Source organism: Marinagarivorans cellulosilyticus, from assembly GCF_021655555.1.
GTDB lineage: Bacteria > Pseudomonadota > Gammaproteobacteria > Pseudomonadales > Cellvibrionaceae > Marinagarivorans > Marinagarivorans cellulosilyticus.
In genome coordinates, this window is the sequence record NZ_AP023086.1 from 2,136,380 (window position 1) to 2,158,667 (window position 22,288).

General features: G+C 47.1%; 21 protein-coding genes and 1 tRNA gene. All 22 read left to right on the forward strand.

Annotated elements, in window-relative coordinates:
* The first annotated feature begins 13 nt into the window (after positions 1 to 13).
* The 22 genes from ureC to rbfA all read left to right on the forward strand — a co-directional run bounded on the left by ureC (position 14) and on the right by rbfA (position 22,287).
* A complete protein-coding gene (gene ureC, locus MARGE09_RS08340; RefSeq protein ID WP_275068749.1) occupies positions 14 to 1,723 on the forward strand; it encodes an urease subunit alpha in 1,710 nt (569 codons plus the stop codon).
* A gap of 47 nt (positions 1,724 to 1,770) precedes the next feature.
* Positions 1,771 to 2,238 carry an urease accessory protein UreE gene (ureE, locus tag MARGE09_RS08345; protein ID WP_236986874.1) on the forward strand — a complete coding sequence of 156 codons (468 nt, stop codon included), beginning with the start codon at positions 1,771 to 1,773 and terminating at the stop codon, positions 2,236 to 2,238.
* Positions 2,228 to 2,935, forward strand: coding sequence for an urease accessory protein UreF (locus tag MARGE09_RS08350; RefSeq protein ID WP_236986875.1), 708 nt, complete (start codon positions 2,228 to 2,230; stop codon positions 2,933 to 2,935). Before ureE ends, MARGE09_RS08350 begins: the two co-directional genes overlap by 11 nt.
* A 9-nt stretch (positions 2,936 to 2,944) precedes the next feature.
* Complete coding sequence (gene ureG / locus MARGE09_RS08355) at positions 2,945 to 3,580, forward strand: urease accessory protein UreG (RefSeq protein ID WP_236986876.1); 636 nt, start codon at positions 2,945 to 2,947, stop codon at positions 3,578 to 3,580.
* Positions 3,581 to 3,595: 15 nt separating this feature from the next.
* Positions 3,596 to 4,114: a HupE/UreJ family protein gene (locus MARGE09_RS08360; protein ID WP_236986877.1), complete on the forward strand. Its 519-nt coding sequence runs from the start codon at positions 3,596 to 3,598 to the stop codon at positions 4,112 to 4,114.
* Positions 4,115 to 4,570: 456 nt separating this feature from the next.
* On the forward strand, positions 4,571 to 5,872 hold the full coding sequence (gene urtA / locus MARGE09_RS08365; protein ID WP_255711919.1) for an urea ABC transporter substrate-binding protein: 1,302 nt from the start codon (positions 4,571 to 4,573) through the stop codon (positions 5,870 to 5,872).
* Between the two features lie 190 nt (positions 5,873 to 6,062).
* Complete coding sequence (urtB, locus tag MARGE09_RS08370) at positions 6,063 to 7,667, forward strand: urea ABC transporter permease subunit UrtB (RefSeq protein WP_236986878.1); 1,605 nt, start codon at positions 6,063 to 6,065, stop codon at positions 7,665 to 7,667.
* Between the two features lie 2 nt (positions 7,668 to 7,669).
* Positions 7,670 to 8,818, forward strand: coding sequence for an urea ABC transporter permease subunit UrtC (gene urtC, locus MARGE09_RS08375; RefSeq protein ID WP_236986879.1), 1,149 nt, complete (start codon positions 7,670 to 7,672; stop codon positions 8,816 to 8,818).
* Positions 8,819 to 9,583 (forward strand): urea ABC transporter ATP-binding protein UrtD, encoded by a 765-nt coding sequence (gene urtD / locus MARGE09_RS08380; protein WP_236986880.1) that lies wholly within the window; start codon positions 8,819 to 8,821, stop codon positions 9,581 to 9,583.
* Positions 9,584 to 9,585: 2 nt separating this feature from the next.
* Complete coding sequence (gene urtE / locus MARGE09_RS08385; RefSeq protein ID WP_236986881.1) at positions 9,586 to 10,281, forward strand: urea ABC transporter ATP-binding subunit UrtE; 696 nt, start codon at positions 9,586 to 9,588, stop codon at positions 10,279 to 10,281.
* A 209-nt stretch (positions 10,282 to 10,490) separates the two neighbouring features.
* Positions 10,491 to 11,429 carry a hypothetical protein gene (locus MARGE09_RS08390; RefSeq protein WP_236986882.1) on the forward strand — a complete coding sequence of 313 codons (939 nt, stop codon included), beginning with the start codon at positions 10,491 to 10,493 and terminating at the stop codon, positions 11,427 to 11,429.
* Positions 11,430 to 11,768: 339 nt separating this feature from the next.
* Positions 11,769 to 12,482 (forward strand): TorF family putative porin, encoded by a 714-nt coding sequence (locus MARGE09_RS08395; protein WP_236986883.1) that lies wholly within the window; start codon positions 11,769 to 11,771, stop codon positions 12,480 to 12,482.
* A gap of 82 nt (positions 12,483 to 12,564) precedes the next feature.
* Positions 12,565 to 12,903, forward strand: coding sequence for a P-II family nitrogen regulator (glnK, locus tag MARGE09_RS08400; protein ID WP_236986884.1), 339 nt, complete (start codon positions 12,565 to 12,567; stop codon positions 12,901 to 12,903).
* Positions 12,904 to 12,926: 23 nt separating this feature from the next.
* Complete coding sequence (locus MARGE09_RS08405) at positions 12,927 to 14,162, forward strand: ammonium transporter (RefSeq protein ID WP_236986885.1); 1,236 nt, start codon at positions 12,927 to 12,929, stop codon at positions 14,160 to 14,162.
* Positions 14,163 to 14,366: 204 nt separating this feature from the next.
* Entirely contained in the window at positions 14,367 to 14,705 is a 339-nt protein-coding gene (locus MARGE09_RS08410; RefSeq protein WP_236986886.1) for a P-II family nitrogen regulator, read from the forward strand.
* A gap of 276 nt (positions 14,706 to 14,981) precedes the next feature.
* Positions 14,982 to 15,224 carry a hypothetical protein gene (locus tag MARGE09_RS08415; protein WP_236986887.1) on the forward strand — a complete coding sequence of 81 codons (243 nt, stop codon included), beginning with the start codon at positions 14,982 to 14,984 and terminating at the stop codon, positions 15,222 to 15,224.
* A 187-nt stretch (positions 15,225 to 15,411) separates the two neighbouring features.
* Complete coding sequence (locus MARGE09_RS08420; protein ID WP_236986888.1) at positions 15,412 to 16,371, forward strand: YbgA family protein; 960 nt, start codon at positions 15,412 to 15,414, stop codon at positions 16,369 to 16,371.
* A 137-nt stretch (positions 16,372 to 16,508) separates the two neighbouring features.
* Positions 16,509 to 16,585: transfer RNA gene (locus tag MARGE09_RS08425), tRNA-Met, on the forward strand.
* Positions 16,586 to 17,045: 460 nt separating this feature from the next.
* Entirely contained in the window at positions 17,046 to 17,504 is a 459-nt protein-coding gene (gene rimP, locus MARGE09_RS08430) for a ribosome maturation factor RimP (RefSeq protein WP_236986889.1), read from the forward strand.
* Between the two features lie 21 nt (positions 17,505 to 17,525).
* A complete protein-coding gene (nusA, locus tag MARGE09_RS08435) occupies positions 17,526 to 19,022 on the forward strand; it encodes a transcription termination factor NusA (protein WP_236986890.1) in 1,497 nt (498 codons plus the stop codon).
* A 20-nt stretch (positions 19,023 to 19,042) separates the two neighbouring features.
* Positions 19,043 to 21,874 carry a translation initiation factor IF-2 gene (infB, locus tag MARGE09_RS08440; protein WP_236986891.1) on the forward strand — a complete coding sequence of 944 codons (2,832 nt, stop codon included), beginning with the start codon at positions 19,043 to 19,045 and terminating at the stop codon, positions 21,872 to 21,874.
* Positions 21,875 to 21,891: 17 nt separating this feature from the next.
* On the forward strand, positions 21,892 to 22,287 hold the full coding sequence (gene rbfA / locus MARGE09_RS08445; protein WP_236986892.1) for a 30S ribosome-binding factor RbfA: 396 nt from the start codon (positions 21,892 to 21,894) through the stop codon (positions 22,285 to 22,287).
* The last annotated feature ends 1 nt before the right edge of the window (position 22,288 follow it).

Below are 22,288 nucleotides of genomic sequence, written 5' to 3' on the forward strand. Positions count from 1 at the left end.
CTCTTCACAAACGATGAATAAGCGCGCCTATGCTGAAATGTTCGGCCCCACAGTAGGCGATAAAGTGCGTTTAGCGGATACCGAATTGTGGATACAGGTTGAAAAAGACCACACGATTTACGGGGAGGAGGTAAAGTTTGGTGGCGGTAAGGTAATTCGCGATGGTATGGGCCAAAGCCAAGCAAGCTGCCACGATACGCCCGACACAGTAATTACTAATGCGCTAATTCTAGATTACTGGGGAATTGTCAAAGCCGATATTGCCATTAAGGCGGGCCGCATTGCGGCGATAGGTAAAGCGGGAAACCCAGATATTCAGCCTGGTATTACGATTGAAGTTGGGCCGGGTACCGAGGTTATTGCAGGCGAGGGCCATATTGTGACCGCTGGCGGTATTGATGCCCATATTCACTTTATTTGCCCGCAGCAAATAGAAGAGGCGCTGGTCAGTGGTATTACTACGATGATTGGTGGCGGCACAGGCCCTGCAACTGGCACAAATGCGACAACCTGCACACCAGGACCTTGGCACATTGGCAAAATGCTGCAAGCGGCCGAATCGTTTCCAATGAATTTAGGCTTTTTAGGTAAAGGTAATGCCAGTTTGCCAGAGGCGTTAGAAGAGCAAGCCAAAGCCGGTGTTATTGGCCTTAAGCTGCACGAAGATTGGGGCACCACGCCAGCATCAATTGATTGTTGTTTAGGTGTTGCAGAGAAATATGATTTACAGGTGGCGATTCATACCGACACATTAAATGAATCCGGCTTTGTTGAAGATACTATTGCCGCATTTAAAGGCCGTACTATTCACACCTATCATACGGAAGGCGCTGGCGGCGGCCACGCTCCGGATATTATTAAAGCGTGCGGTTTAGACAATGTATTACCATCGTCCACTAACCCTACACGGCCCTACACGATTAATACCGTTGATGAACATTTAGACATGTTAATGGTGTGCCACCATCTCGATCCGAGTATTCCTGAAGATGTAGCTTTTGCCGATTCTCGCATTCGAAAAGAAACCATTGCCGCCGAAGATATTTTGCACGACCTTGGCGCATTTTCGATGATTTCTTCAGACTCTCAAGCAATGGGCCGCGTTGGCGAGGTGGTAACGCGCACATGGCAAACTGCGCATAAAATGCGCGTGCAGCGCGGTGCACTACCCGAAGATATGGTTGATGGCAAAGATGCGGGCCACGATAACTTCCGTGCAAAACGTTACATTGCTAAATACACCATCAACCCTGCTATTGCCCATGGCATAAGCCATGAAGTTGGCTCTATTGAGGTAGGTAAACTTGCAGATTTAGTATTATGGAAGCCGGCTTTTTTTGGTACTAAGCCCTCGTTGATTCTTAAGGGCGGCGCTATTGCGATGGCTCCAATGGGTGACCCCAATGCTTCAATTCCGACTCCGCAGCCAGTGCATTATCGCCCGATGTTTGGCGCTTATGGTAAAGCATGTGTTCAAACCTCGGTGACCTTTGTGTCGCAGGCGGGTATTGATGCGGGTATTGCAGAAACATTTGGCTTAGAGCGGCCCCTTAGTGCAGTTAAAAATTGTCGCAGTGTTAAAAAGGCCGATATGGTACTGAATAATTATCAGCCGGTGATGGAAGTTGACCCTCAAACCTATGAGGTGAAAGCTGATGGTCAAACCTTAACCTGTGAGCCGGCCGAAGTTTTGCCGATGGCGCAGCGGTATTATTTATTTTAGCTCGCCAGCCATGACCTCTTTTAAAAATTAAGTTTGTTAGGATATTTATGTTAGAAGCACATTCGCTTATTACTGGGCAGACGCCAGCGGCAACACTCACACTGGAGCTAACCTTTGACGACAGGCAAAAAAGCCGACATCGTAGCCAAACGGTATGCGGGCAGGCGTTGGGTTGGTTTATTGAGCGTGGCCATGTACTAAAAGATGGCGATTTACTCCAGTGCACTACCGGTGAGGTAGCCGTGGTTGTTGCGGCGCCCGAAAGCGTGAGCACGGTTTATGCAAAAACTTCTTTGGAGCTAACGCGCGCGGCTTACCACCTCGGGAACCGCCATGTGCCATTACAAATTACAGATGCTTTTTTGCGTTATCAGCACGATCACGTATTAGACGATATGGTGCGCGGTTTGGGTTTAAATGTAGAGTGCGAAAAAGCGGCTTTTCAGCCTGAACCGGGCGCTTACGCCGGCGGGCATTCAGCAGGTCACGGCCACAGTCATTCGCATGACCATTAAATTACAATCGGCGGAGCCTGTGACGCACTGCTCTCAGTCGTTGTTGCATTTACTGCATTTATCTAGCCCAGCATTGCCGGTAGGGGCTTACGCTTATTCGCAAGGGCTAGAGTACGCGATTGATCACGGTAAATTAACAACGGTTGATAGCGTGGCAGATTGGCTGCGCGGTGTTTTATTACACGGGCTTGGCAGTTTAGATTTACCCGTTCTAATACGCTGTTATCAAGCGTGGGGCGAAAAAAACTATACCACGGTTAATCACTGGAACTATTTTTTGCGAGCTTGCCGCGAAACCAGCGAATTGCTGCTAGAGGATGAACAGCTCGGCATGGCACTAAGCCGGTTATTAGCTGATTTAGATTTTCCGAGTGACGCCATTAACGCCCTCAAAGAAAAGCCCAGTTTTGCGGTGATGTTTGCACTGGCTGGCAACCACTGGAAAATACCTATCGGCGATTTATTACAGAGTTTTGCCTATAGCTGGCTAGAAAACCAAGTTGCCGCAGCGACTAAAATAGTACCGCTGGGGCAAACCGCGGCGCAAAAATTATTAATTCAATTGCTGCCGGCCATTCCCTTGGCGATAGCGGCAGCGCAAGACGCAACCGATGACAACCTAGGTGCCAGCTTGCCGGGTCAAGTGTTGGCGTCGACATTACACGAATACCAATATTCACGACTATTTCGATCTTAAGGATTCCGTATGAGTAATATTCAACCGAACAAACCGGCTTTACGGTTAGGTATAGGCGGCCCAGTGGGCTCTGGTAAAACAGCACTGGTCAAAACCTTATGTGCCGAATTAAAAAGCCGTTATAACATCGCCGTGATTACTAATGATATTTATACCCGTGAAGATGCCGAGTTTTTATTGCGTCACGAAGCGCTAGAGCAGGATCGTATTATTGGTGTTGAAACGGGTGGCTGCCCGCATACGGCTATTCGTGAAGACGCATCGATGAATTTGTCTGCGGTAGCAGAACTCAATGACCGCTTTGAAGGGTTGGACATCATTTTAATTGAAAGTGGTGGCGATAACTTAGCGGCAACTTTTAGCCCTGAGTTATCCGATTTAACACTCTATGTTATTGACGTTTCGGCGGGCGATAAAATACCCCGTAAGGGCGGGCCGGGCATTACCAAATCGGATCTGCTTATTATTAACAAGATTGATCTGGCACCGCTAGTGGGTGCTGATTTATCGGTTATGGATCGCGATGCTAAGAAAATGCGTGGCGATAAGCCTTTCGTATTCAGTAATTTAAAAGACGGCACCGGTGTTGCGGATATTGTGTCATTTATAGAAACGCAGGGCATGCTTAGCCCTAAAAAACAGTAGTCAACGGGGAATCATATGAAAATTCAGAAAATTGTAATGACGGCTGCACTTTTAGGGCTTTCAGCCCCTGCATTGGCGCATGGCGCAAGTAGTACGGGTGGCTTTTGGCAGGGTATTCTTCATCCGTTAACAGGGCTAGACCATTTGGTGGCGGTGATTTGCCTTGGTGCATGGCTGTCTACCCTATCGCGCCGTGTGGCGCTTAAAAGTGTTTTGGCTGTGGTGGCGTTATTTTTCACGAGTATTGTGTTGGCGGGGACGATTGATGGCGCTCAGCTAAAACTCGTAGAAGTATCTGTTTTAGCCTCGGTGGTGGTTATTGGTGTATTGATGTTTGCTAGAACCCAGTTAGGGGCGCTAACGCCTATTGTTGCGGCCGTGCTTTTTGTTGTTCACGGCTTAGCACATAGTACGGAAGTGGTGGGGGGCCTTTATAGCTTTGCTGGCGGTGCAAGTTTGTCGGTGGCGGGATTGGCGTTGGTGTCGTATTTTTTTGCGAAGTCCGTTGCGTTTTTTTGCACCAAATGGGCATAGGGGGTAGCCAAAAAAATTCTTTTGAGGTTGATTGCTACGCTTAGAAAAGCGGTAAAAAGTAGGAGGCATTCTATTTTTTACCGCTTTTTTGCCATTTTATCTGATGTTTCCCTTCTTTTTTAGTTGTTATTGCTGGCACTAACTACCAAAACGCCTCGATGCGGCTTCTGCACTATTTTGTTTCTTACGCTGCACTCATTCTATTTTTTGCACCCAAGTGGGGCTATTTTTGGTTTTTCCGTCTATTTCCTGCTGTTTAAAATAAATCCACCATTAAGTGCCTTAGCCGCTATTCAGCGGCTTTCACGCCCGTATTAGAAAAAAATTAGGCCAATACATGAGCTTGGCATTATTTCTGCTCTTACAGGTCATCCTGATTTGCTGAAGCGTGTTTTCAGTAGGATTTAATTAATCGTATAAAACAAGAATATTAACACTGCTATTTTGGAGAAAACGATGAAGCATTCTTTCAAGAGTATTATTAAAAAGACGAGCATGGCTATATCAATAGCAACGCTTACGACAGGGGCAATGGTGGTTCAAGCTGCAGATACCATTAAGGTCGGTGTTCTTCACTCTTTGTCTGGCACTATGGCTATCAGTGAAACAACACTAAAAGATACTGTGTTAATGATGGTTGAAGAGCAAAATAAAAAAGGCGGGCTACTGGGTAAAAAACTTGAAGCAGTAGTAGTTGATCCAGCCTCTAACTGGCCTTTATTTGCAGAAAAGACGAAGCAATTACTTGAAAAAGATAAGGTCGATGTGATTTTTGGTTGCTGGACATCGGTTTCTCGTAAGTCGGTATTGCCCGTTATCGAGGAGCTAAATGGCTTGCTGTTTTACCCCGTACAGTACGAAGGCGAAGAGTCTTCTAAAAACGTATTTTACACCGGTGCGGCACCTAACCAGCAGGCGATCCCTTCGGTTGATTACTTAATGAATGAAGAAGGCGTAGAGCGTTGGGTATTAGAAGGTACCGATTATGTTTACCCACGTACAACCAATAAAATTTTGGAGCAATACTTAATTAGTAAAGGTGTTAAAAAAGCCGATATCTCTATCAACTACACACCTTTTGGCCACAGCGATTGGCAAACACGTGTTGCAGACATTAAGAAGTTTGGCTCGGCAGGTAAAAAGACAGCTGTTGTTTCTACTGTAAACGGTGATGCGAATGTACCGTTTTATAAAGAGTTGGCCAATGCTGGCGTTACGGCTGAAGATATCCCCGTTGTGGCTTTCTCGGTGGGTGAGGAAGAACTTTCAGGTTTTGATACCAAGCCATTGGTTGGGCACTTGGCGGCGTGGAACTACTTTATGAGCGCTGAAAGTGAAGCCAATGATGCATTTATTGCCAAGTGGCACAAATACATCAAAGACAAAAAGCGTGTAACTAACGACCCAATGGAAGCCACGTATATTGGTTTTGAAATGTGGGCAAAAGCGGTAGAAAAAGCCGGTACTGCTGAAGTAGATGCCGTGCGCGAAGCTATGTATGGCATTACTGTACCTAACTTAACCGGCGGCATTGCGGTTATGAATACCAATCACCACTTAACTAAGCCTGTATTGATTGGTGAGATTCAAGAAAATGGCCAGTTTGAAACCGTATGGCAAACTCCCGGCGGCGTTATTGGTGATGCATGGACAGACTTTTTACCAGAATCAGCTAACTTAGTGGCAGATTGGACTAAGCCTATCGCTTGCGGGAACTTTAATATTAAAACCGGTAAATGCTCTGGTCAAAACTATTAATAGCACTCATTTTTAGCAGCTTCTTTCGCGGCTAAACGTGCAAATACAACGCGGTTAATTTGTGTAAACCTAGTTTACGTAGATTGATCGCGTTTTTTTTCCCCCTAAAAATATAAAAGCACCTCTAAAAATTAATTTTTAGAGGTGCTCATAAGGCTGACAACAGCCAGTTCCTCAAAATGGGATTTTTATGTGTAGAGTAAAGCAAATGGCGGGTTGGCTAGGCGCGTTAGGCATTTTCCTAATGGCTTCGTTGGCAACCGCTGCAGACTTCGAAACAGAATTAAAAACATTGAGTAAAGGATCGTATTCAAAAAAAGCTATTGCTGTGCAAGCGCTTAGTGAAATTGATGATGCGAGGGTGTTGCCCACGCTACAAGTGATGTTAGATGGCCGGTTATATGTAGTAAAAAACGGCGGTGCTATTGTGGCTGAAGAAGGCGAGAGCTTTCGCAATATCCTTGATGACGAAATAGTGGCTTATACCAGCCGCCAAGTAAAAAAAATACGTATTAATAATAAGCTGCGACGTGCCCTGCGTACGGCATTAGCCAGTATTGAAATAAAATCTAAAATTGCCGATGTTAGAAAGTCCTCGGTGCAAAACCTAATTAAGGCGCCGAATAAGGATTTGCGGCCACTGATTTTTGAGGCCTACAAGCAAGAGAAAATTCCAGCTATCAAAGAGTTGATGGGGGTAGCTTTAGCCACCATTGATATCTCTTCTGATGATCAGGAAACCCGCCTAAAAGCCGTGGATATCCTGTCTTTGACGGTCGAGCCGGCGGCAGTATCACTGCTGCAGCAGTTAATGGCCAAAGAAGAGGGACAATATGTTGAGCAAGATGCTGAGGTTGTAGCAGCGGCAGAGTCGGCGTTAAAAAAGGTTAATGGAAAAATTCGCGTTTACTCCTTTATAGAAACAGTATTTTTTGGCTTAAGCTTAGGTTCGGTTTTATTGTTAGCGGCCATTGGCTTGGCAATTACCTTTGGTGTAATGGGTGTTATTAATATGGCGCACGGCGAAATGATTATGCTTGGCGCTTATACGACCTTTGCTATTCAGCAGGTTTTCCCGCAATGGATAGAAGCCTCAATATTAATTGCCATTCCGGCTGCATTCTTAGTGTCGGGTGCTGTTGGGGTAATTATCGAGCGCACAATTATTCGCCATTTATATGGCCGCCCACTAGAAACCTTGCTGGCAACTTTTGGGGTGAGTTTATTCCTGCAGCAATTAGTACGTACATTCCGCTCCAACAATGTGGCTGTAGTAACACCGGATTGGATGAGTGGCATGTTAGAAATTAACGGCGCACTAGGGTTTACCTACAATCGCCTGTTTATCATTATTTTTAGCTTGTTAGTGCTAGGTTTACTGGTGTTATTGCTGAAGAAAACTCTATTGGGCTTGCAAATGCGCGCCGTTACGCAAAACCGTGCAATGGCCAACTCAATGGGTATTCGGTCTAGTTGGGTGGATGCTTTAACGTTTGGTTTGGGCTCGGGTATTGCGGGTATAGCTGGTGTTGCGTTAAGTCAAATCACCAATGTGGGACCAAACATGGGGCAACAATACATTATTGATTCATTCATGGTTGTAGTGTTTGGCGGTGTTGGTAATTTATTGGGCACCTTCTTTGCGGCCATGAGCTTAGGTGTGGTTAATAAGTTCCTAGAGCCCGCAATGGGTGCAGTAGTGGCGAAGATTATGATGCTGATCTTTATTATATTGTTTATTCAGTGGCGGCCAAGAGGGCTGTTTGCACTGAAAGGCCGGTTTGTGGAGGACTAATTATGAAAAATTCATTTATCGGTCGTTTAATTCAAAATGATAAAGCCGCAAGAAATACCATTATGGTGTTATTGGCGGTATTAATAATTGTGCCTTTTCTTAATATTGTAATGCCAGAGGGTTCTTTCCTGCATGTACCGACTTATACCGTTACTTTGCTGGGTAAATACTTATGCTTTGCTTTGTTGGCGCTAGCGTTGGATTTGGTGTGGGGATATTGCGGTATTTTAAGCTTGGGCCACGGTGCTTTTTTTGCGCTAGGGGGCTATGCCATGGGGATGTATCTCATGCGCCAAATTGGCGACCGCGGCGTTTATGGTAATGCTGATTTGCCTGATTTCATGGTGTTTTTGAATTGGCAGGAATTACCTTGGTACTGGCAGGGTTTTGATCAGTTTTGGTTTGCGGCATTACTGGTGCTTTTAGCGCCGGGCATACTAGCATTTGTATTTGGTTGGTTGGCGTTTCGCTCGCGGGTAACAGGCGTTTACCTATCGATTATTACCCAAGCGCTTACCTACGCATTAATGCTGGCATTCTTCCAGAACGATTTTGGTTTTGGCGGCAATAACGGCTTAACCGACTTTAAAGATATTCTGGGCTTTGATTTGCAGTCTGATGCTACGCGCTTGGTCTTGTACATGCTAACGGGTATAGCTGTATTGGCAGCATTTTTATTGTGTAAATACATTACCCTAAGCAAGCAGGGGCGGGTGTTGGTTGCAATACGCGATGCCGAAAGTCGCACGCGCTTTATGGGATATAGGGTCGAGCATTACAAGCTATTTGTTTTTGTGGTGTCTGCGATGATTGCAGGTATTGCGGGGGCTTTATATGTACCGCAAATTGGCATTATTAATCCTTCTGAATTTAATCCTTTAAATTCTATTGAGATTGTAATTTGGGTGGCTATTGGTGGCCGCGGCACGCTGTATGGTGCGTTACTTGGTGCAGTGTTAGTAAACTACGCCAAAACCTATTTTACCGGCGGTATTTTTGCTGAGTTTTGGTTGTTTATGTTAGGCGGGTTATTTGTGGTTAGTACCATTTATTTACCTAAAGGCGTTATTGGCTTAGCTGAGCAATTGCGCAACAAGCGAGCGGCTAAAAAGGCCGAACAAGCCTCAAACCAAAAAGTGGAGGGCGCATAAATGTCGGTTAGCGTAGCGGAATATAAGCCCAAAAGTATTTTGTACTTAAATGGCGTAACAAAAAGCTTTGATGGTTTCAAAGCGATTAATAATTTATCGCTTGATATTCGCCCTGGCGAGCTTCGTGCAATTATTGGCCCTAATGGTGCCGGTAAAAGCACGATGATGGATATTATCACCGGTAAAACCAAACCCGATGAAGGTGAAGTAAAGTTTAAAGACCTTACCGATTTAACCAAGCATGATGAAGCGGATATTGCCAATTTAGGTATTGGCCGCAAGTTTCAAAAACCTACAGTGATTGAAAGCTTAACTGTTTGGGAAAACTTAGAGTTGGCGTTATCTGGGCGGCGCGGAGTATGGCAAACCTTGTTTTTTAAGCTTGCCGATAGCGATGCCGAGCGCGTGGCCAGTACCTTAACGTTAGTGGGGCTGGAGGAGCGTAAAGCTGATTACGCGCAAAACTTATCGCATGGTCAAAAGCAGTGGTTGGAAATCGGCATGCTTATTATGCAGGACCCAGAGCTACTGCTAATTGATGAGCCCGCAGCGGGAATGACGGACTATGAAACGCTGCAAACTGCAAAGTTGCTCAAAGACATTAGTCAGAAGCATTCGGTTGTAGTGGTTGAGCACGATATGGATTTTATTCGTGCGCTCGATACCAAAGTAACGGTACTGCATGAAGGCAGTGTTTTAGCAGAAGGCACGTTGGATGTTGTTTCGGCTGATCCACGGGTTATTGAAGTTTATTTGGGGCGCTAGTGATGCTTGAGGCAAAAAAGTTAAATTTATTTTACGGTGCAAGCCAAGCGTTATTCGATGTGGATTTGCAGGCGCAAAAGGGCGCTATTACTAGTATTTTGGGGCGTAACGGGGTGGGTAAAACCAGTTTGGCGCGCGCTGTTTCAGGTAGGCACCCTGTTAGTGGCGGTAGTATTTTATGGCAGGGTAAAGACATTACCCGAATGTCATCGGCGGATCGCGCGAAAGCGGGCATTGCGTATGTGCCGCAGGGGCGGGAGGTGTTCTCGCAATTAACTGTCGAGGAGAACTTAAAAACAGCCTTTGCGGTATTGCCGCGCAAGCAGCGTGCTATTAATAGTGAAATCTATGATTTGTTCCCAGTATTGCGCGATATGTTGCATCGGCGTGGCGGAGATCTATCGGGCGGGCAACAGCAGCAGCTTGCAATAGGCCGAGCATTGGTTATGCGGCCACAGCTGTTGATTCTGGATGAGCCTACCGAGGGTATTCAGCCCTCGGTGATTAAGGATATTCATAATGTGATTAGCATATTGCGCGATCGTGGTGAAATGGCAATTTTGCTGGTAGAGCAATACTTTGAGTTTGCGCGAGCGCTAGCAGACAGCTATGTTGTGATGGACCGAGGTAACGCCGTTTTGAGTGGTGATATTGGCGCGATGGATGAGACCCGTGTACGTGAGTACTTAACGGTCTAGCAGGTTGGGCGGCGTTAAATCTAGCGCAACCTGTGCACCATGCACAAAAAACAAAATGCAATGCCCCGCGCTCTGAGCGTCATGTATACTCATGTTCAGCAGCCGGGGCGATGCGGTGCCTGGCGAAGCCTTTTCGGGTTGGCTTGATGCGCAGTGTAAAACCTGTTCAAATCAACCCATTCATAAATATAAAAGTACAGGATTCCACCGTGAAACGATTAGCCCTTTTCGCGTGCCTTTCAGCACTAGGTGCCCATGCTCTGGCCGCCGACCTTCATATTCAAGCTGGTTCTGTTTACGTTATAGATTCAGCCCAAGCCAAACTTTCCCTCGATAAACTCACCATTGACGACAAGGCCCAAATTAAATTGGGTGATGGCGTTGATATGTGGATTGTTGATGCGAAAGAAGCCAGCATTGGTTATGGCGTTATTATTGATGGCGGTGGTAGCGATGGCCGCGATGGTGTTAATGGGTTATCCCACACCGAGGCTAGCCAGTGTCAACCGGGTAAAGCCGGCGGCGATGGTGGTATTGGTGCCGGCGGTACAAATGGCGCTAGCGTGCATTGGTCGTTGGGCGTTGTGAGCTTTGGTACGGTTAAAGTTGACTTAAGCGGCGGCAATGGTGGCCGTGGCGGTACTGGTGGCGATGGCCAAAACGTACCGGACTTCGCAAAATGTACTGCCGCAGGCGGTAATGCAGGCGACGGTGGTGCCGGCGGTAGCGGCGGTAAAGGCGGAACATTCCGCTTTCACTACACATTGGCCGATGGCGTAACAGAAGACCTTACCAACAGTATTGAAGTGAAAATCTCTGGTGGTTTGCGTGGTAAGGGTGGCCAGCCTGGTATCGCGGGTATTGGTACATCTGGCCAGTACGTTAATAAAAAGTCATTAAGTGGTAGCCGCTCTTGGGTTGCTGGCGGCGGTGACGGCTCACAAGGTGATGCGGGGCGTTCCGGTGTGTCTGGCGGCAATGGCAGCTTAGATATTCGCTTGATTAGCAATGGTAGCGGCGCTACTGCCACACAAGCGCCCCAAAAAGAGGCTGAGCCAGAAGGCTTGGCTGAAAAAGTTAAAGCGCTCGAGCTGCTAACGCAAAAGCTCGAAGCTCGCATCCGTTTGCTGGAATTAGATAGACAGTAACGAATATCTCCTTTTTAAAACGCCTGCTATGCAGGCGTTTTTTTTGCCTGCCTCGTCCTCCCTTATAACTGAATGGCTGTTAGTGACGACAAAACCTATGCATTCGACTCGCTTCGCGCCAAAATAGTGCGCCGATGCATTTTGGTGCGCGCAAGGTGTTTTTTTTGGTGCCTTGTGGTGCGCTTGGGTGTTGGGTCTTGTTGGTGATTTTTGTGTAACCTATTGAATTGTATTGCTTTTATTTTGTTGGCAAACATCCTGCTATAGCTCAGGCACAATACTGCGGACACCGTAGTTAGATTTTAAAACAATATTGCTATCACTCTTGGAGAAAACATTATGAAATTGAGTAAAACTCTTATCGCTTCATCTGTTGCTGCTGTAATGGCTGCTGGTGTAATGGCTCCTGCGCAAGCAGAAGTTGAAGTCGGCGCTTCGGTTGGTGTGGCTAGCACTTACTTGTGGCGTGGTGCCGATCTGGGATCAGGCACTCCTGCTGTATCTGGTGATTTGAACGTTAGTGCTGCTGGTTTCTATGCCGGTATTTGGGGGTCTTCTGGTGATACCGGAGCTGGAACAGAATATGACTTGTATGCTGGCTATGGTGGTTCTGTTGGCGATTTTTCTTATGACTTAAGTGTATGGAGTTATAACTATCCGACGGGCGCTGGGTACACGGATGATAATGAAACTGATTTCACTGATTGGACTGACGCTGTAGTGAGCTTGGGCTACGGTCCTATGAGTTTTGCTGCTTACATTCCCGTTGGTAAAGATAATAGCTCAGGTGATTATATGTACTACACGTTGGGTGCTGATATTGGTGCATTCTCGTTATTAGTCGGCATGCATTCGGATGATGTTGGCGGCGGCGGCGCTGTTGGTCAGTGTGCACCTGAAGATGCTGGTGAAGCATGTAGCCCAGTGCATTTGAATGTAAGCTATGCCTATAACGATAACCTCTCATTTACAGTTAGTCAGTTCATCGCCGATGAGTCTGATGATGATGATATGAAGTTTGTGGTTTCTTACACCCTACCTTTAGGCGAATAATTTCAACCCAACCGCTCAGCATTAGCTGAGCGGTTTATTTTTATAAACGCAGCATAGTCTGCAAATTACTAGGAGCAGTCCGATGAAATTAATTACTGCTGTTATCAAGCCTTTCAAGCTCGATGCTGTGCGTGAAGCGCTTTCTGATATTGGTGTACAGGGTATTACTGTTACTGAAGTTAAAGGTTTTGGTCGTCAGAAAGGTCACACCGAACTTTACCGCGGTGCCGAGTATGTTGTGGACTTTTTACCTAAAACCAAGCTTGAGGTTGCAGTCGCGGACACTCAGGTGGATCAGGTTGTAGAAGCGATCAGCAAAGCTGCACACAGCGGCAAAATTGGCGATGGCAAGATCTTTGTATCGGCCCTCGAGCAAGTTGTACGTATTCGCACCGGCGAGACCGGCGAAGACGCCCTGTAATTTCGACGTTTCCGGAGATAACAATGGAAAACCAAATATTTGAATTGCAGTACGCCTTAGACACGTTCTATTTTTTGATCTGCGGTGCACTGGTTATGTGGATGGCGGCTGGCTTTGCCATGCTGGAATCGGGCTTGGTTCGCTCGAAAAACACCACAGAAATCTTAACTAAAAACGTGGCTTTGTATGCCATCGCTTGCACTATGTACTTTGTGTGCGGTTACGCGATTATGTACGGCGGCGATATCTTTTTGTCTGGTATTACTGGTGACGGCGTTGCTGGCGCTGATGAGCCTGCTACTTACGCACCGTCGGCAGACTTCTTCTTCCAGGTTGTTTTCGTTGCTACGGCAATGTCGATTGTTTCTGGTGCTGTTGCTGAGCGTATGAAGCTTTGGGCCTTCTTGGCTTTCGCCGTTGTAATGACTGGTTTCATCTACCCAATGGAAGGTAGCTGGACTTGGGGCGGTAATGCTGTGTTTGGCATGTACACCTTGGGTGATATGGGCTTCTCTGATTTCGCGGGTTCTGGCATTGTTCACATGGCGGGCGCCGCTGCTGCGCTTTCAGGCGTACTTGTACTAGGCGCACGTAAAGGCAAATATGGCGCTAACGGCAGTGTTAATGCTATTCCTGGTTCTAACTTACCATTGGCTACCTTGGGTATGTTCATCCTTTGGATGGGCTGGTTCGGCTTTAACGGTGGCTCTGTATTGGCAACTGCCAGCGTAGAAAGCGCCAACTCTGTAGCGGTGGTATTTATGAATACTAACGCAGCAGCAGCGGGTGGCTTGGTTGCGGCGCTATTGGTTGCACGCATTATGTTCGGTAAGGCCGACTTAACGATGGCGCTTAACGGTGCGCTGGCTGGTTTGGTCGCAATTACTGCTGAGCCATCTACGCCATCGGCATTACAGGCTACATTGTTTGGTGCTATAGGCGGTGTGTTGGTGGTATTTAGCATCTTGTTCCTAGATAAGCTAAAAATTGATGACCCCGTTGGTGCTATTTCTGTTCACGGTGTTGTTGGCTTGTTGGGCTTATTGTTGGTGCCAATCACTAACGACGGTTCAAGCTTTAGCGGTCAAATTGTTGGTGCTTTAACCATCTTTGTTTGGGTCTTCGTAACCAGCTTAATTGTTTGGTTTGCTATCAAAGCCATCATTGGAGTGCGTGTTAGCGAAGAAGAAGAGTTCGAAGGTGTGGATATCGCCGAGTGCGGTATGGAAGCTTACCCAGAGTTTACTGGCGGTAAGTAAGTTTGTAGGGCAAAACGTAGGTTTTGCCCTTTCCCTTTCATTGGTTGTAGTTAAATTTTGCGGTCGAGCTTGTGCTCGGCCGCTTTTTTTTGTTTGTTTGTTAGGATAATTTGCCTTCTCTTGGTGCTGTGTTGTAGATTGGAGCCCGCAGAGTATGCACCGCTTGGGTGCTCAATAATAAAACTATGATAAGGCAGATCCCACATGAAACTGATTACTGCAGTTGTAAAACCTTTTAAGCTGGATGACGTGCGTAATGCGCTGTCTGAAATTGGTGTTCAAGGTATGACTGTGACCGAAGTGAAAGGCTTTGGCCGCCAAAAGGGGCATACCGAGCTATACCGGGGTGCAGAGTACGTTGTTGACTTCTTGCCTAAGGTTAAGCTTGAAATGGCGGTTTCTGATGATGTTGTTGAATCGGCCGTTGAGGCGATTACTAAAGCTGCCCAAACCGGTAAGATTGGCGATGGTAAAATCTTTATCCAGTCGCTCGAAGAAATTGTGCGTATTCGCACGGGCGAAACCGGCCCTGATGCCGTTTAAGTAATGGTCGGTATTACCTTGTTGTCCCCAAAGCCCCGTTAAGGGGCTTTTTTGTGGCCGCAATTAATAAAACTGAAGGGCGTTTATCGGCTGTTTGCCTGCGTTAATCGGCGTAATGTCTGCAAATAGCAAAGTGTTTAGTTCGTTGCAAAAGTTAGTAAAAAACAAGCTAAGAAAATTATCAGAATTGCTGGCTAGCCTTTAATGGGTCATCTATAAATAATCAGCGAATCGGATGTTTGTCTGTTAATTTTGTTTTTTGGCGTAGGAAATACTATGAGCGATGAATATGATGATGTATTAGATAATGATGCCTCCTCTGATACTGTTAGTAGTGACATGGAGGCGGTTAATAGTATTGAGTCTAGTGATGCTGAACGTGAGCGCGCGCGGTTACAGTTGGAAGCTGATATCGAAGCTTTCTTGGCAAATGGTGGCCAGATTCAATCGGTTGATGTGAATGTTATGGCTGACCCGCCAAAGCGGCCACAGTCTAACTACGGTGGCCAGCCTATATAGGTCATCATAACCCTAGGGGGCGCGGTTTCTAGGGTTATGAGTTAACGTTAAAGGTCGAAGCTTGCTTCGGCCTTTTTGCGTTTAAGGGGTGGTTGTTGATCTTAATATTGCGCTGTACCGTACAAGCGTCTATTAGGTTATTTATTGTTAGCGCTTTTTTCGGTGAACCTTGAGGGATTGATTGACTATGAATGATGAAAAAGGGCAAAAAATACCAATAGGTATATCGGCATGTTTATTAGGTGAGGAAGTAAGGTACAACGGCGGGCACAAGCGTTCGGTATTTTGCATCCGCGATTTGGCGCCTTATTTCGACTACCAACCCGTTTGCCCTGAAGTGGCGATTGGTTTAGGTATTCCTCGCCCAGCTATCCGCCTACAGGGCGACTTTGATGCTCCGCGTGTTGTAGGCAGTGGCGACAATACTATTGATGTTACTGATGAATTAAGTCGCTACAGCGTTGACCAAGCGGGAATGGGCGCCGAATTAAGTGGCTTTATCTTCATGAAAAACTCTCCCAGCTGTGGCTTGTACAGTGCCAAGGTGTATACCGATAAGGGCGTCCACCCGAAAAAACGCTCGGGTATCTTTGCTGCTGAGTTGGTGAAGGCTAATCCTAATTTGCCCGTCGAGGAAGAGGGGCGTTTGAACGACCCTGTTCTACGTGAAAGCTTTATAGCGCGCGTCTTTGTATACCACGAAATACGTATGCAGGCTAAAGAGGGGAAAAGCGCAGCTAAGCTGGTGGCCCTGCATTCACGTTTGAAATATTTTGTTATGTCTTATGGCAACCCCATTTATAAAAAACTCGGGCAGTTAGTGGCGAATGCGGGGGTTGGTGATATTGATCATGTTTGGGATGAGTATGTCAGTGAGCTAATGGCGGGCACGCGCAAAGCCCCCAACCATAAAGGGCATAGTAATGTTTTGTATCACCTATTGGGGTATTTGAATGAGGAGGTGTCTGGGCCTTTTCGGCAAGAGCTAGTTGATGCCATTGAGGAGTATCGCCAGCGTCAGGTGCCATTGGCTGTTCCTATGAAGTTGTTGGGGCATTATTTGGATCATTATGCGAGCGATTATATTCGGCAGCAATTTTATCTGCGGCCACATCCGCGGGCGCTTGGTTTAAGAAATGCACTGTAAGTGTATTGTTTGAACGTAATGTAAGTGTCTGAGCCATAATACAAAAAAATATCACAAAGTGGTTGACGTGATAGGCCGACATCTCTAATATGCGCCCCATCGGAAGGGCACTAGCCCAGAAGATAGAGGAATGCAGGTGCGGGGTGGAGCAGCCTGGTAGCTCGTCGGGCTCATAACCCGAAGGTCGTTGGTTCAAATCCAGCCCCCGCTACCAATTCTAAGCAAGTTTTTTGCTTAGTCGAGAAAACCCAGAATAAGCGTTTTTTTGACGATTATTCTGGGTTTTTTTGTGCCTGTCTATTTTTCGAGGCTGCTGTATTAGCTTGTGTATCAGGCGCATGGCGGTCCAGTTGTTGAAAAAGTAGGCGGTTGCTGGGTTGGCGTCTTGCTATAAGTGGTTTAGGTCACTATAATTCGCGCCGATTGCAGTTCAATATCTAGTGTTTGTTTGAGTGTCTTCTCCTCCGCTAGATTGTTTTTAACCCCTATATGGGGTTTTTTATTATCTGGATTAAAGCACATACGCTTAGTGATATGCGCTAGAAAACCAGAAAGATGATGGGCTATAGGCCCATTTTTTATTTGTTCTTTAAAGTGTACCTAGGTCCCGCAGCACTAATTGTGTTTATAGAGTGATTTAGCGCACGTGTTCAAACAGAGTATTAATCAACTATATGGCATCTATTCAGCAGCGTTTAGAAGACTTGCTCGGTCCGGTTGTGGCCTCGCTTGGGTGTGAATTATGGGGCTTAGAATATATGCCTCAGGGTAAGCACCGCGCCGTACTCCGTATTTATATCGATAAGCCTGAAGGCATTGGCGTTGAAGATTGTGAAAACGTTAGTCGGCAGTCTAGTAGTGTCCTCGATGTAGAAGACCCAATTAGTGGTGAATATGTACTGGAAGTTTCGTCTCCTGGTATGGATCGCCCGCTCTTTAAGCTTGAGCAATTTGCATTGAGTGTTGGTGAAAAAGCCAGCATCCGTCTGCGAATCGCTTTTGACGGTCGTCGTAATTTTAAAGGCCTTTTAAAAGGAGTCGAAAACGATGAAGTCGTTTTAGAGGCCGATGGCGAAGAGTACCTACTTCCTTTTGAACTAATCGATAAAGCAAATATTATCCCCCGCTTTTAGGGACTGATGCAGAGGCTTTCCATGAAAAATAAAGAAATTTTATTGGTTGCAGATGCGGTATCTAACGAGAAAGGCGTCGACCGTGAAGTGATTTTCCAAGCCATTGAATTGGCTTTGGCTTCAGCGGCAAAAAAACGTTTTGATGAAGAATCCGACATTATTGTAACTATTGATCGTAAAACTGGCGACTACATTACTGAGCGTCGCTGGGAAGTGATGGCTGATGATGTGATGGCTGAGCTGGGTACCCAGTTCACCACCGAAGAAGCGCATGAAAAAGATACATCGCTCAAAGTGGGCGATATTTACAGCGAAGTGATTGATAACGCCGAATTTGGCCGCATTGCCGCGCAAACGGCGAAGCAGGTGATTGTGCAAAAAGTGCGCGAGGCAGAGCGCGCACAAATTGTCGATATGTATCGCGACCAAGTCGGTGAGCTGGTATCGGGCACTGTTAAAAAAGTGACACGTGACAATATTATTGTAGACCTTGGCGGTAACGCAGAAGGTTTACTGCCTCGCGACCAGCTAGTTGGGCGCGAAATTTTCCGCATGAATGACCGTGTGCGTGCCATTTTATTGGATATCCGCAGCGAAACTCGCGGGCCGCAGCTTTTCCTAAGCCGCTCGTGCCCACAAATGCTGGTTGAGCTGTTTAAAATTGAAGTGCCAGAAATCGCTGAGGAAGTTATCGAACTTCGCGGCGCGGCGCGTGACCCAGGTTCGCGCGCAAAAATCGCTGTTTACACCAACGATGGCCGTATCGACCCTGTAGGTGCTTGTGTGGGGATGCGTGGTTCGCGTGTGCAGGCGGTATCTAACGAGCTTGCTAGCGAGCGTATCGATATTATTTTGTGGGACGAAAATCCTGCTCAGTTTGTAATTAATGGCATGGCGCCTGCTGAAATCGAATCGATTGTTATCGACGAAGATACCAACAGTATGGATGTTGCCGTTGCAGAAGAAGGCTTGGCGCAAGCGATTGGTCGCGGTGGCCAAAACGTGCGCTTGGCATCTGAGCTAACAGGCTGGGAAATCAACGTCATGAGCGTTGATCAGTGGAACGAAAAGCAACAATCGGAAACAGGCAGCGTTATTGATACCTTTATGGAGGCGCTGGATGTTGAAGAGGAAGTTGCTGAAGTATTGGTAGAAGAAGGTTTTACCACGCTAGAAGAAGTGGCTTATGTTCCGCTTGAAGAGTTTTTGGCAATTGACGGTTTTGATGAGGATGTCGCCGAAGAGCTGCGAAGCCGAGCCAAAGATGCCTTGCTAACCAAAGCGCTAGCTGCGGAAGAGGAACTCGATAAAACCGAGCCTGCAGAAGACCTTTTAACAATGGAAGGTATGGATAGGGCTTTAGCCTTCACGTTGGCAAAACGTGGGGTGATTTGTATGGAAGACCTTGCTGAGCAGTCGGTAGACGAGCTTATGGAAGTGGATGGTATGGATGAAGAACGCGCGGCCGCTTTGATTATGAAAGCCCGCGAACCCTGGTTTGCCCAGGAAGATGAATAAGTAACGACAGAGGAATTAAAATGGCAGAAGTAATCGTAAGCGAGCTCGCCAAGTCCGTCGGCACCTCCGTCGAGCGTTTGTTAACGCAAATGGGGCAGGCAGGTTTGTCTCAATCGTCGGCCGACGATGTGGTATCTGACGAAGAAAAACAAAAGTTGCTCGGTTTTTTGAAAACTGTGCACGGTGGTGAAGCGGCAGAAGCTCCGAAGAAAATCACACTTAAGCGCAAAACAACAAGTACGCTCAAAACGGGTAGCGGCTCTAGTCGCAAGACCGTTAATGTAGAAGTGCGTAAAAAGCGCACCTATGTTAAGCGCGATGAGGCCGCAGAAGAAACTGAAGTGGCTGAAGCTGTTGCACCAGCGCCGGTTGTTGAGCCTGAAGTCGAGGTGGTGCCCGAGGTTGTTGAAGCCCCTGTTGCCGCAGAAGAGCCTGCGCCAGTGGTTGAGGAACCTGTTGTTGAACCTGAGCCCGTTGAAGAAGAGCCAGTTGTGGCCGACGCGCCAGAGGAAACTGTTGCTGAGGTAGAAGAGCCTGTAGTTGAGGCTGAGCCTGAAGCAAAAGAAGAAAAACCGGCAGCTAAAAAACCTGCTCCTATTCGTTCTAGCTTTGTCGATGACGCCGAAATTTTGCGCCAACGCGCCTTGGCTCGCCGTAAAGCACAAGCCGAAGAAGAGCGCTTAGAGGTAGAGCGCAAGCGCGAAAAAGCCGAGGCTGAGCGTCAAAAAGCGGCAGACAAGCTCAAGAAAGTGAAGGCCGTTAAAAAGCCTGAAGAGGCGCCCCGGGTGGCAACCGCTGAAGAACTGGCGGCAAAAGTTGAAGCTGAAAAGCACAAGCACGGCAAGAAAAAAATCAAAGCCGAAGCGCCTATTGAAGCCGAAGAAGAAGTTAAAAAGCACAACAAGAAAGCCGGTAAGGCTATTAAGAAAACTGATGTGCCTGCACCTAAGAAAGGTTCAGCGGTACTGAGTTATCTGGATGAAGTTGACGAAGATCGTGGTGTTAAGCGGTCGCGTGGTGGCAAAAAACGCAACGAGCGTAAGACCATCAAAATTGCAAACAAACATGGCTTCCAAAAGCCCGCAGGCAAAATATTGCACGATGTGAAAATCCCTGAAAATATTCAGGTGTCTGAGCTTGCTCAGCGAATGAGCGTGAAAGGCGGCGAGATTGTTAAGCACCTAATGAAAATGGGTGTGATGGCAACGGTTAATCAAACTATCGAGCAAGAAGTTGCACAGCTCGTTGTTGAGGAAATGGGCCACAACCCTGTATTGATTAGCTCGGATGCGGTCGAAGAGGCTTTCCAATCTGAGATTATGCAGGCGACTACCGGTGAAGAAATTTCTCGTTCCGCTATTGTGACGGTAATGGGGCACGTGGATCACGGTAAAACATCGCTTTTGGATTATATCCGTGAAGCGAAAGTGGCCTCGGGTGAAGCTGGCGGTATTACGCAGCACATTGGCGCCTACCGCGTATCTACTAGCCAAGGCGAGCTAGCCTTCTTAGACACACCTGGACACGCCGCGTTTACGGCAATGCGTGCACGTGGTGCAAAATGTACAGACGTTGTGATTCTTGTTGTCGCCGCAGACGATGGTGTAATGCCACAAACCGAAGAAGCTATTCAGCACGCTAAAGCCGCTGAAGTGCCTATGGTTGTTGCTATTAACAAGTGCGACAAAGAATCTGCTGATCCTGATCGCGTGAAGAATGAGTTAGTTGCGAAAGGCGTTGTTCCGGATGATTGGGGCGGCGATACACAGTTTATCCAAGTTTCGGCACATACCGGCCAGGGCATCGATCAGCTACTAGAAGCTGTGGCGCTACAGGCTGAGATGCTAGAGCTTAAAGCCGAAGTAGGCGTGCCTGCGCGTGGTGTGGTGATTGAATCACGCATGGACAAAGGTCGTGGTGTTATTGCAACGCTGTTGGTTCAAAGCGGTACATTAAGCAGTGGCGATATCTTGCTTGCAGGTCAAAGCTTTGGTCGCGTACGCGCCATGAGTAATGAGCTTGGGCAAAGCGTAAAAGAGGCTGGGCCATCAACACCGGTAGAAATCTTAGGTTTGGCTAGTACGCCAGAAGCCGGTGACGAGTTTGGTGTTGTGCCAGACGAGCGCAAAGCGCGTGAAGTGGCTGAGTTCCGTGCCGAGAAAGAGCGTCAAGAGCGCTTGTCGCGCCAGCAAGCGTCTAAGCTTGAAAACATGTTTGCCAATATGGGCGAAAATGGCGAGAAGAAAATCTTGCCGGTCGTTCTTAAGACCGATGTTCGCGGTTCGCTTGAAGCCATTTCTGCAGCGTTACTTGATATGGGTAATGGCGAAGTTGAAGTGAATATTGTGGGCGATGGCGTTGGCGGTATTACCGAAAACGATATCAACTTGGCGTTAACATCCGGTGCCATTGTTGTTGGCTTTAATGTGCGAGCAGATGCAAGCGCCCGTAAAGTTGCCGAGCGCGAATCTATCGAATTGCGTTACTACAGCATCATTTACCAATTAATCGATGAGGTGAAGTCTGCTCTTAGCGGCATGTTGGCACCAGAGCGCGTTGAAGAAATTGTTGGTATTGCTGATGTGCGTGAAGTATTCCGTTCACCTAAGTTTGGTCAGGTGGCCGGCTGTATGGTGACTGAAGGTACTGTTTACCGTAATAAGCCAATTCGCGTATTGCGCGATAACGTGGTGATTTTTGAAGGTGAGCTAGAATCGCTGCGCCGCTTTAAAGATGACGTGAACGAAGTACGCAACGGTACCGAGTGTGGTATCGGTGTGAAAAACTACGACGTTAAAGTGGGTGATCAAATCGAAGTCTTTGATGTGAAGGAGGTGGCGCGCGAGCTATAAGCGCGCCTGCCTAATTTATGGCTCGAGAATTTACTCGTTCTGATCGTGTAGCAGACGCTGTTCAGCGTCTGCTCGCGCAGATGATCCCCGCTGAAATCCGCGACCCGCGCGTAGGTATGGTTAACGTTAATAGCGTTGATGTTGCGCGCGACTTATCCATTGCAAAAGTGTATGTAACGGTGGTGGGTGCAGAAAAAGAAGGTTGTGAGCAAGCTGTTGTAATCCTAAACAAGGCAGCAGGTTTTTTGCGCAGTTTAATCAGCAAAGAACTCACCATGCGCTCAACCCCCAAATTGATGTTTTATTATGACTTTACCGCCCACCAAGGTGGCGTGTTAAGTGGTTTGATTGATAAAGCCGTCGCAGCCGATAAGGCCAAGCGCGCGGATGATACAGACGATAGCGAGCAATAAG

Coding starts and splice junctions, on each gene's coding strand:
- glnK (WP_236986884.1), top strand. CDS start 12,565: ATGAAATTAATTACTGCTGTTATCAAGCCTTTCAAGCTCGATGCTGTG.
- nusA (WP_236986890.1), top strand. CDS start 17,526: ATGAAAAATAAAGAAATTTTATTGGTTGCAGATGCGGTATCTAACGAG.
- urtB (WP_236986878.1), top strand. CDS start 6,063: ATGTGTAGAGTAAAGCAAATGGCGGGTTGGCTAGGCGCGTTAGGCATT.
- rimP (WP_236986889.1), top strand. CDS start 17,046: ATGGCATCTATTCAGCAGCGTTTAGAAGACTTGCTCGGTCCGGTTGTG.
- ureC (WP_275068749.1), top strand. CDS start 14: ATGAATAAGCGCGCCTATGCTGAAATGTTCGGCCCCACAGTAGGCGAT.
- MARGE09_RS08405 (WP_236986885.1), top strand. CDS start 12,927: ATGGAAAACCAAATATTTGAATTGCAGTACGCCTTAGACACGTTCTAT.
- MARGE09_RS08415 (WP_236986887.1), top strand. CDS start 14,982: ATGAGCGATGAATATGATGATGTATTAGATAATGATGCCTCCTCTGAT.
- urtC (WP_236986879.1), top strand. CDS start 7,670: ATGAAAAATTCATTTATCGGTCGTTTAATTCAAAATGATAAAGCCGCA.
- ureG (WP_236986876.1), top strand. CDS start 2,945: ATGAGTAATATTCAACCGAACAAACCGGCTTTACGGTTAGGTATAGGC.
- MARGE09_RS08410 (WP_236986886.1), top strand. CDS start 14,367: ATGAAACTGATTACTGCAGTTGTAAAACCTTTTAAGCTGGATGACGTG.
- MARGE09_RS08420 (WP_236986888.1), top strand. CDS start 15,412: ATGAATGATGAAAAAGGGCAAAAAATACCAATAGGTATATCGGCATGT.
- urtA (WP_255711919.1), top strand. CDS start 4,571: ATGAAGCATTCTTTCAAGAGTATTATTAAAAAGACGAGCATGGCTATA.
- urtD (WP_236986880.1), top strand. CDS start 8,819: ATGTCGGTTAGCGTAGCGGAATATAAGCCCAAAAGTATTTTGTACTTA.
- MARGE09_RS08395 (WP_236986883.1), top strand. CDS start 11,769: ATGAAATTGAGTAAAACTCTTATCGCTTCATCTGTTGCTGCTGTAATG.
- MARGE09_RS08350 (WP_236986875.1), top strand. CDS start 2,228: ATGACCATTAAATTACAATCGGCGGAGCCTGTGACGCACTGCTCTCAG.
- urtE (WP_236986881.1), top strand. CDS start 9,586: ATGCTTGAGGCAAAAAAGTTAAATTTATTTTACGGTGCAAGCCAAGCG.
- rbfA (WP_236986892.1), top strand. CDS start 21,892: ATGGCTCGAGAATTTACTCGTTCTGATCGTGTAGCAGACGCTGTTCAG.
- infB (WP_236986891.1), top strand. CDS start 19,043: ATGGCAGAAGTAATCGTAAGCGAGCTCGCCAAGTCCGTCGGCACCTCC.
- MARGE09_RS08360 (WP_236986877.1), top strand. CDS start 3,596: ATGAAAATTCAGAAAATTGTAATGACGGCTGCACTTTTAGGGCTTTCA.
- ureE (WP_236986874.1), top strand. CDS start 1,771: ATGTTAGAAGCACATTCGCTTATTACTGGGCAGACGCCAGCGGCAACA.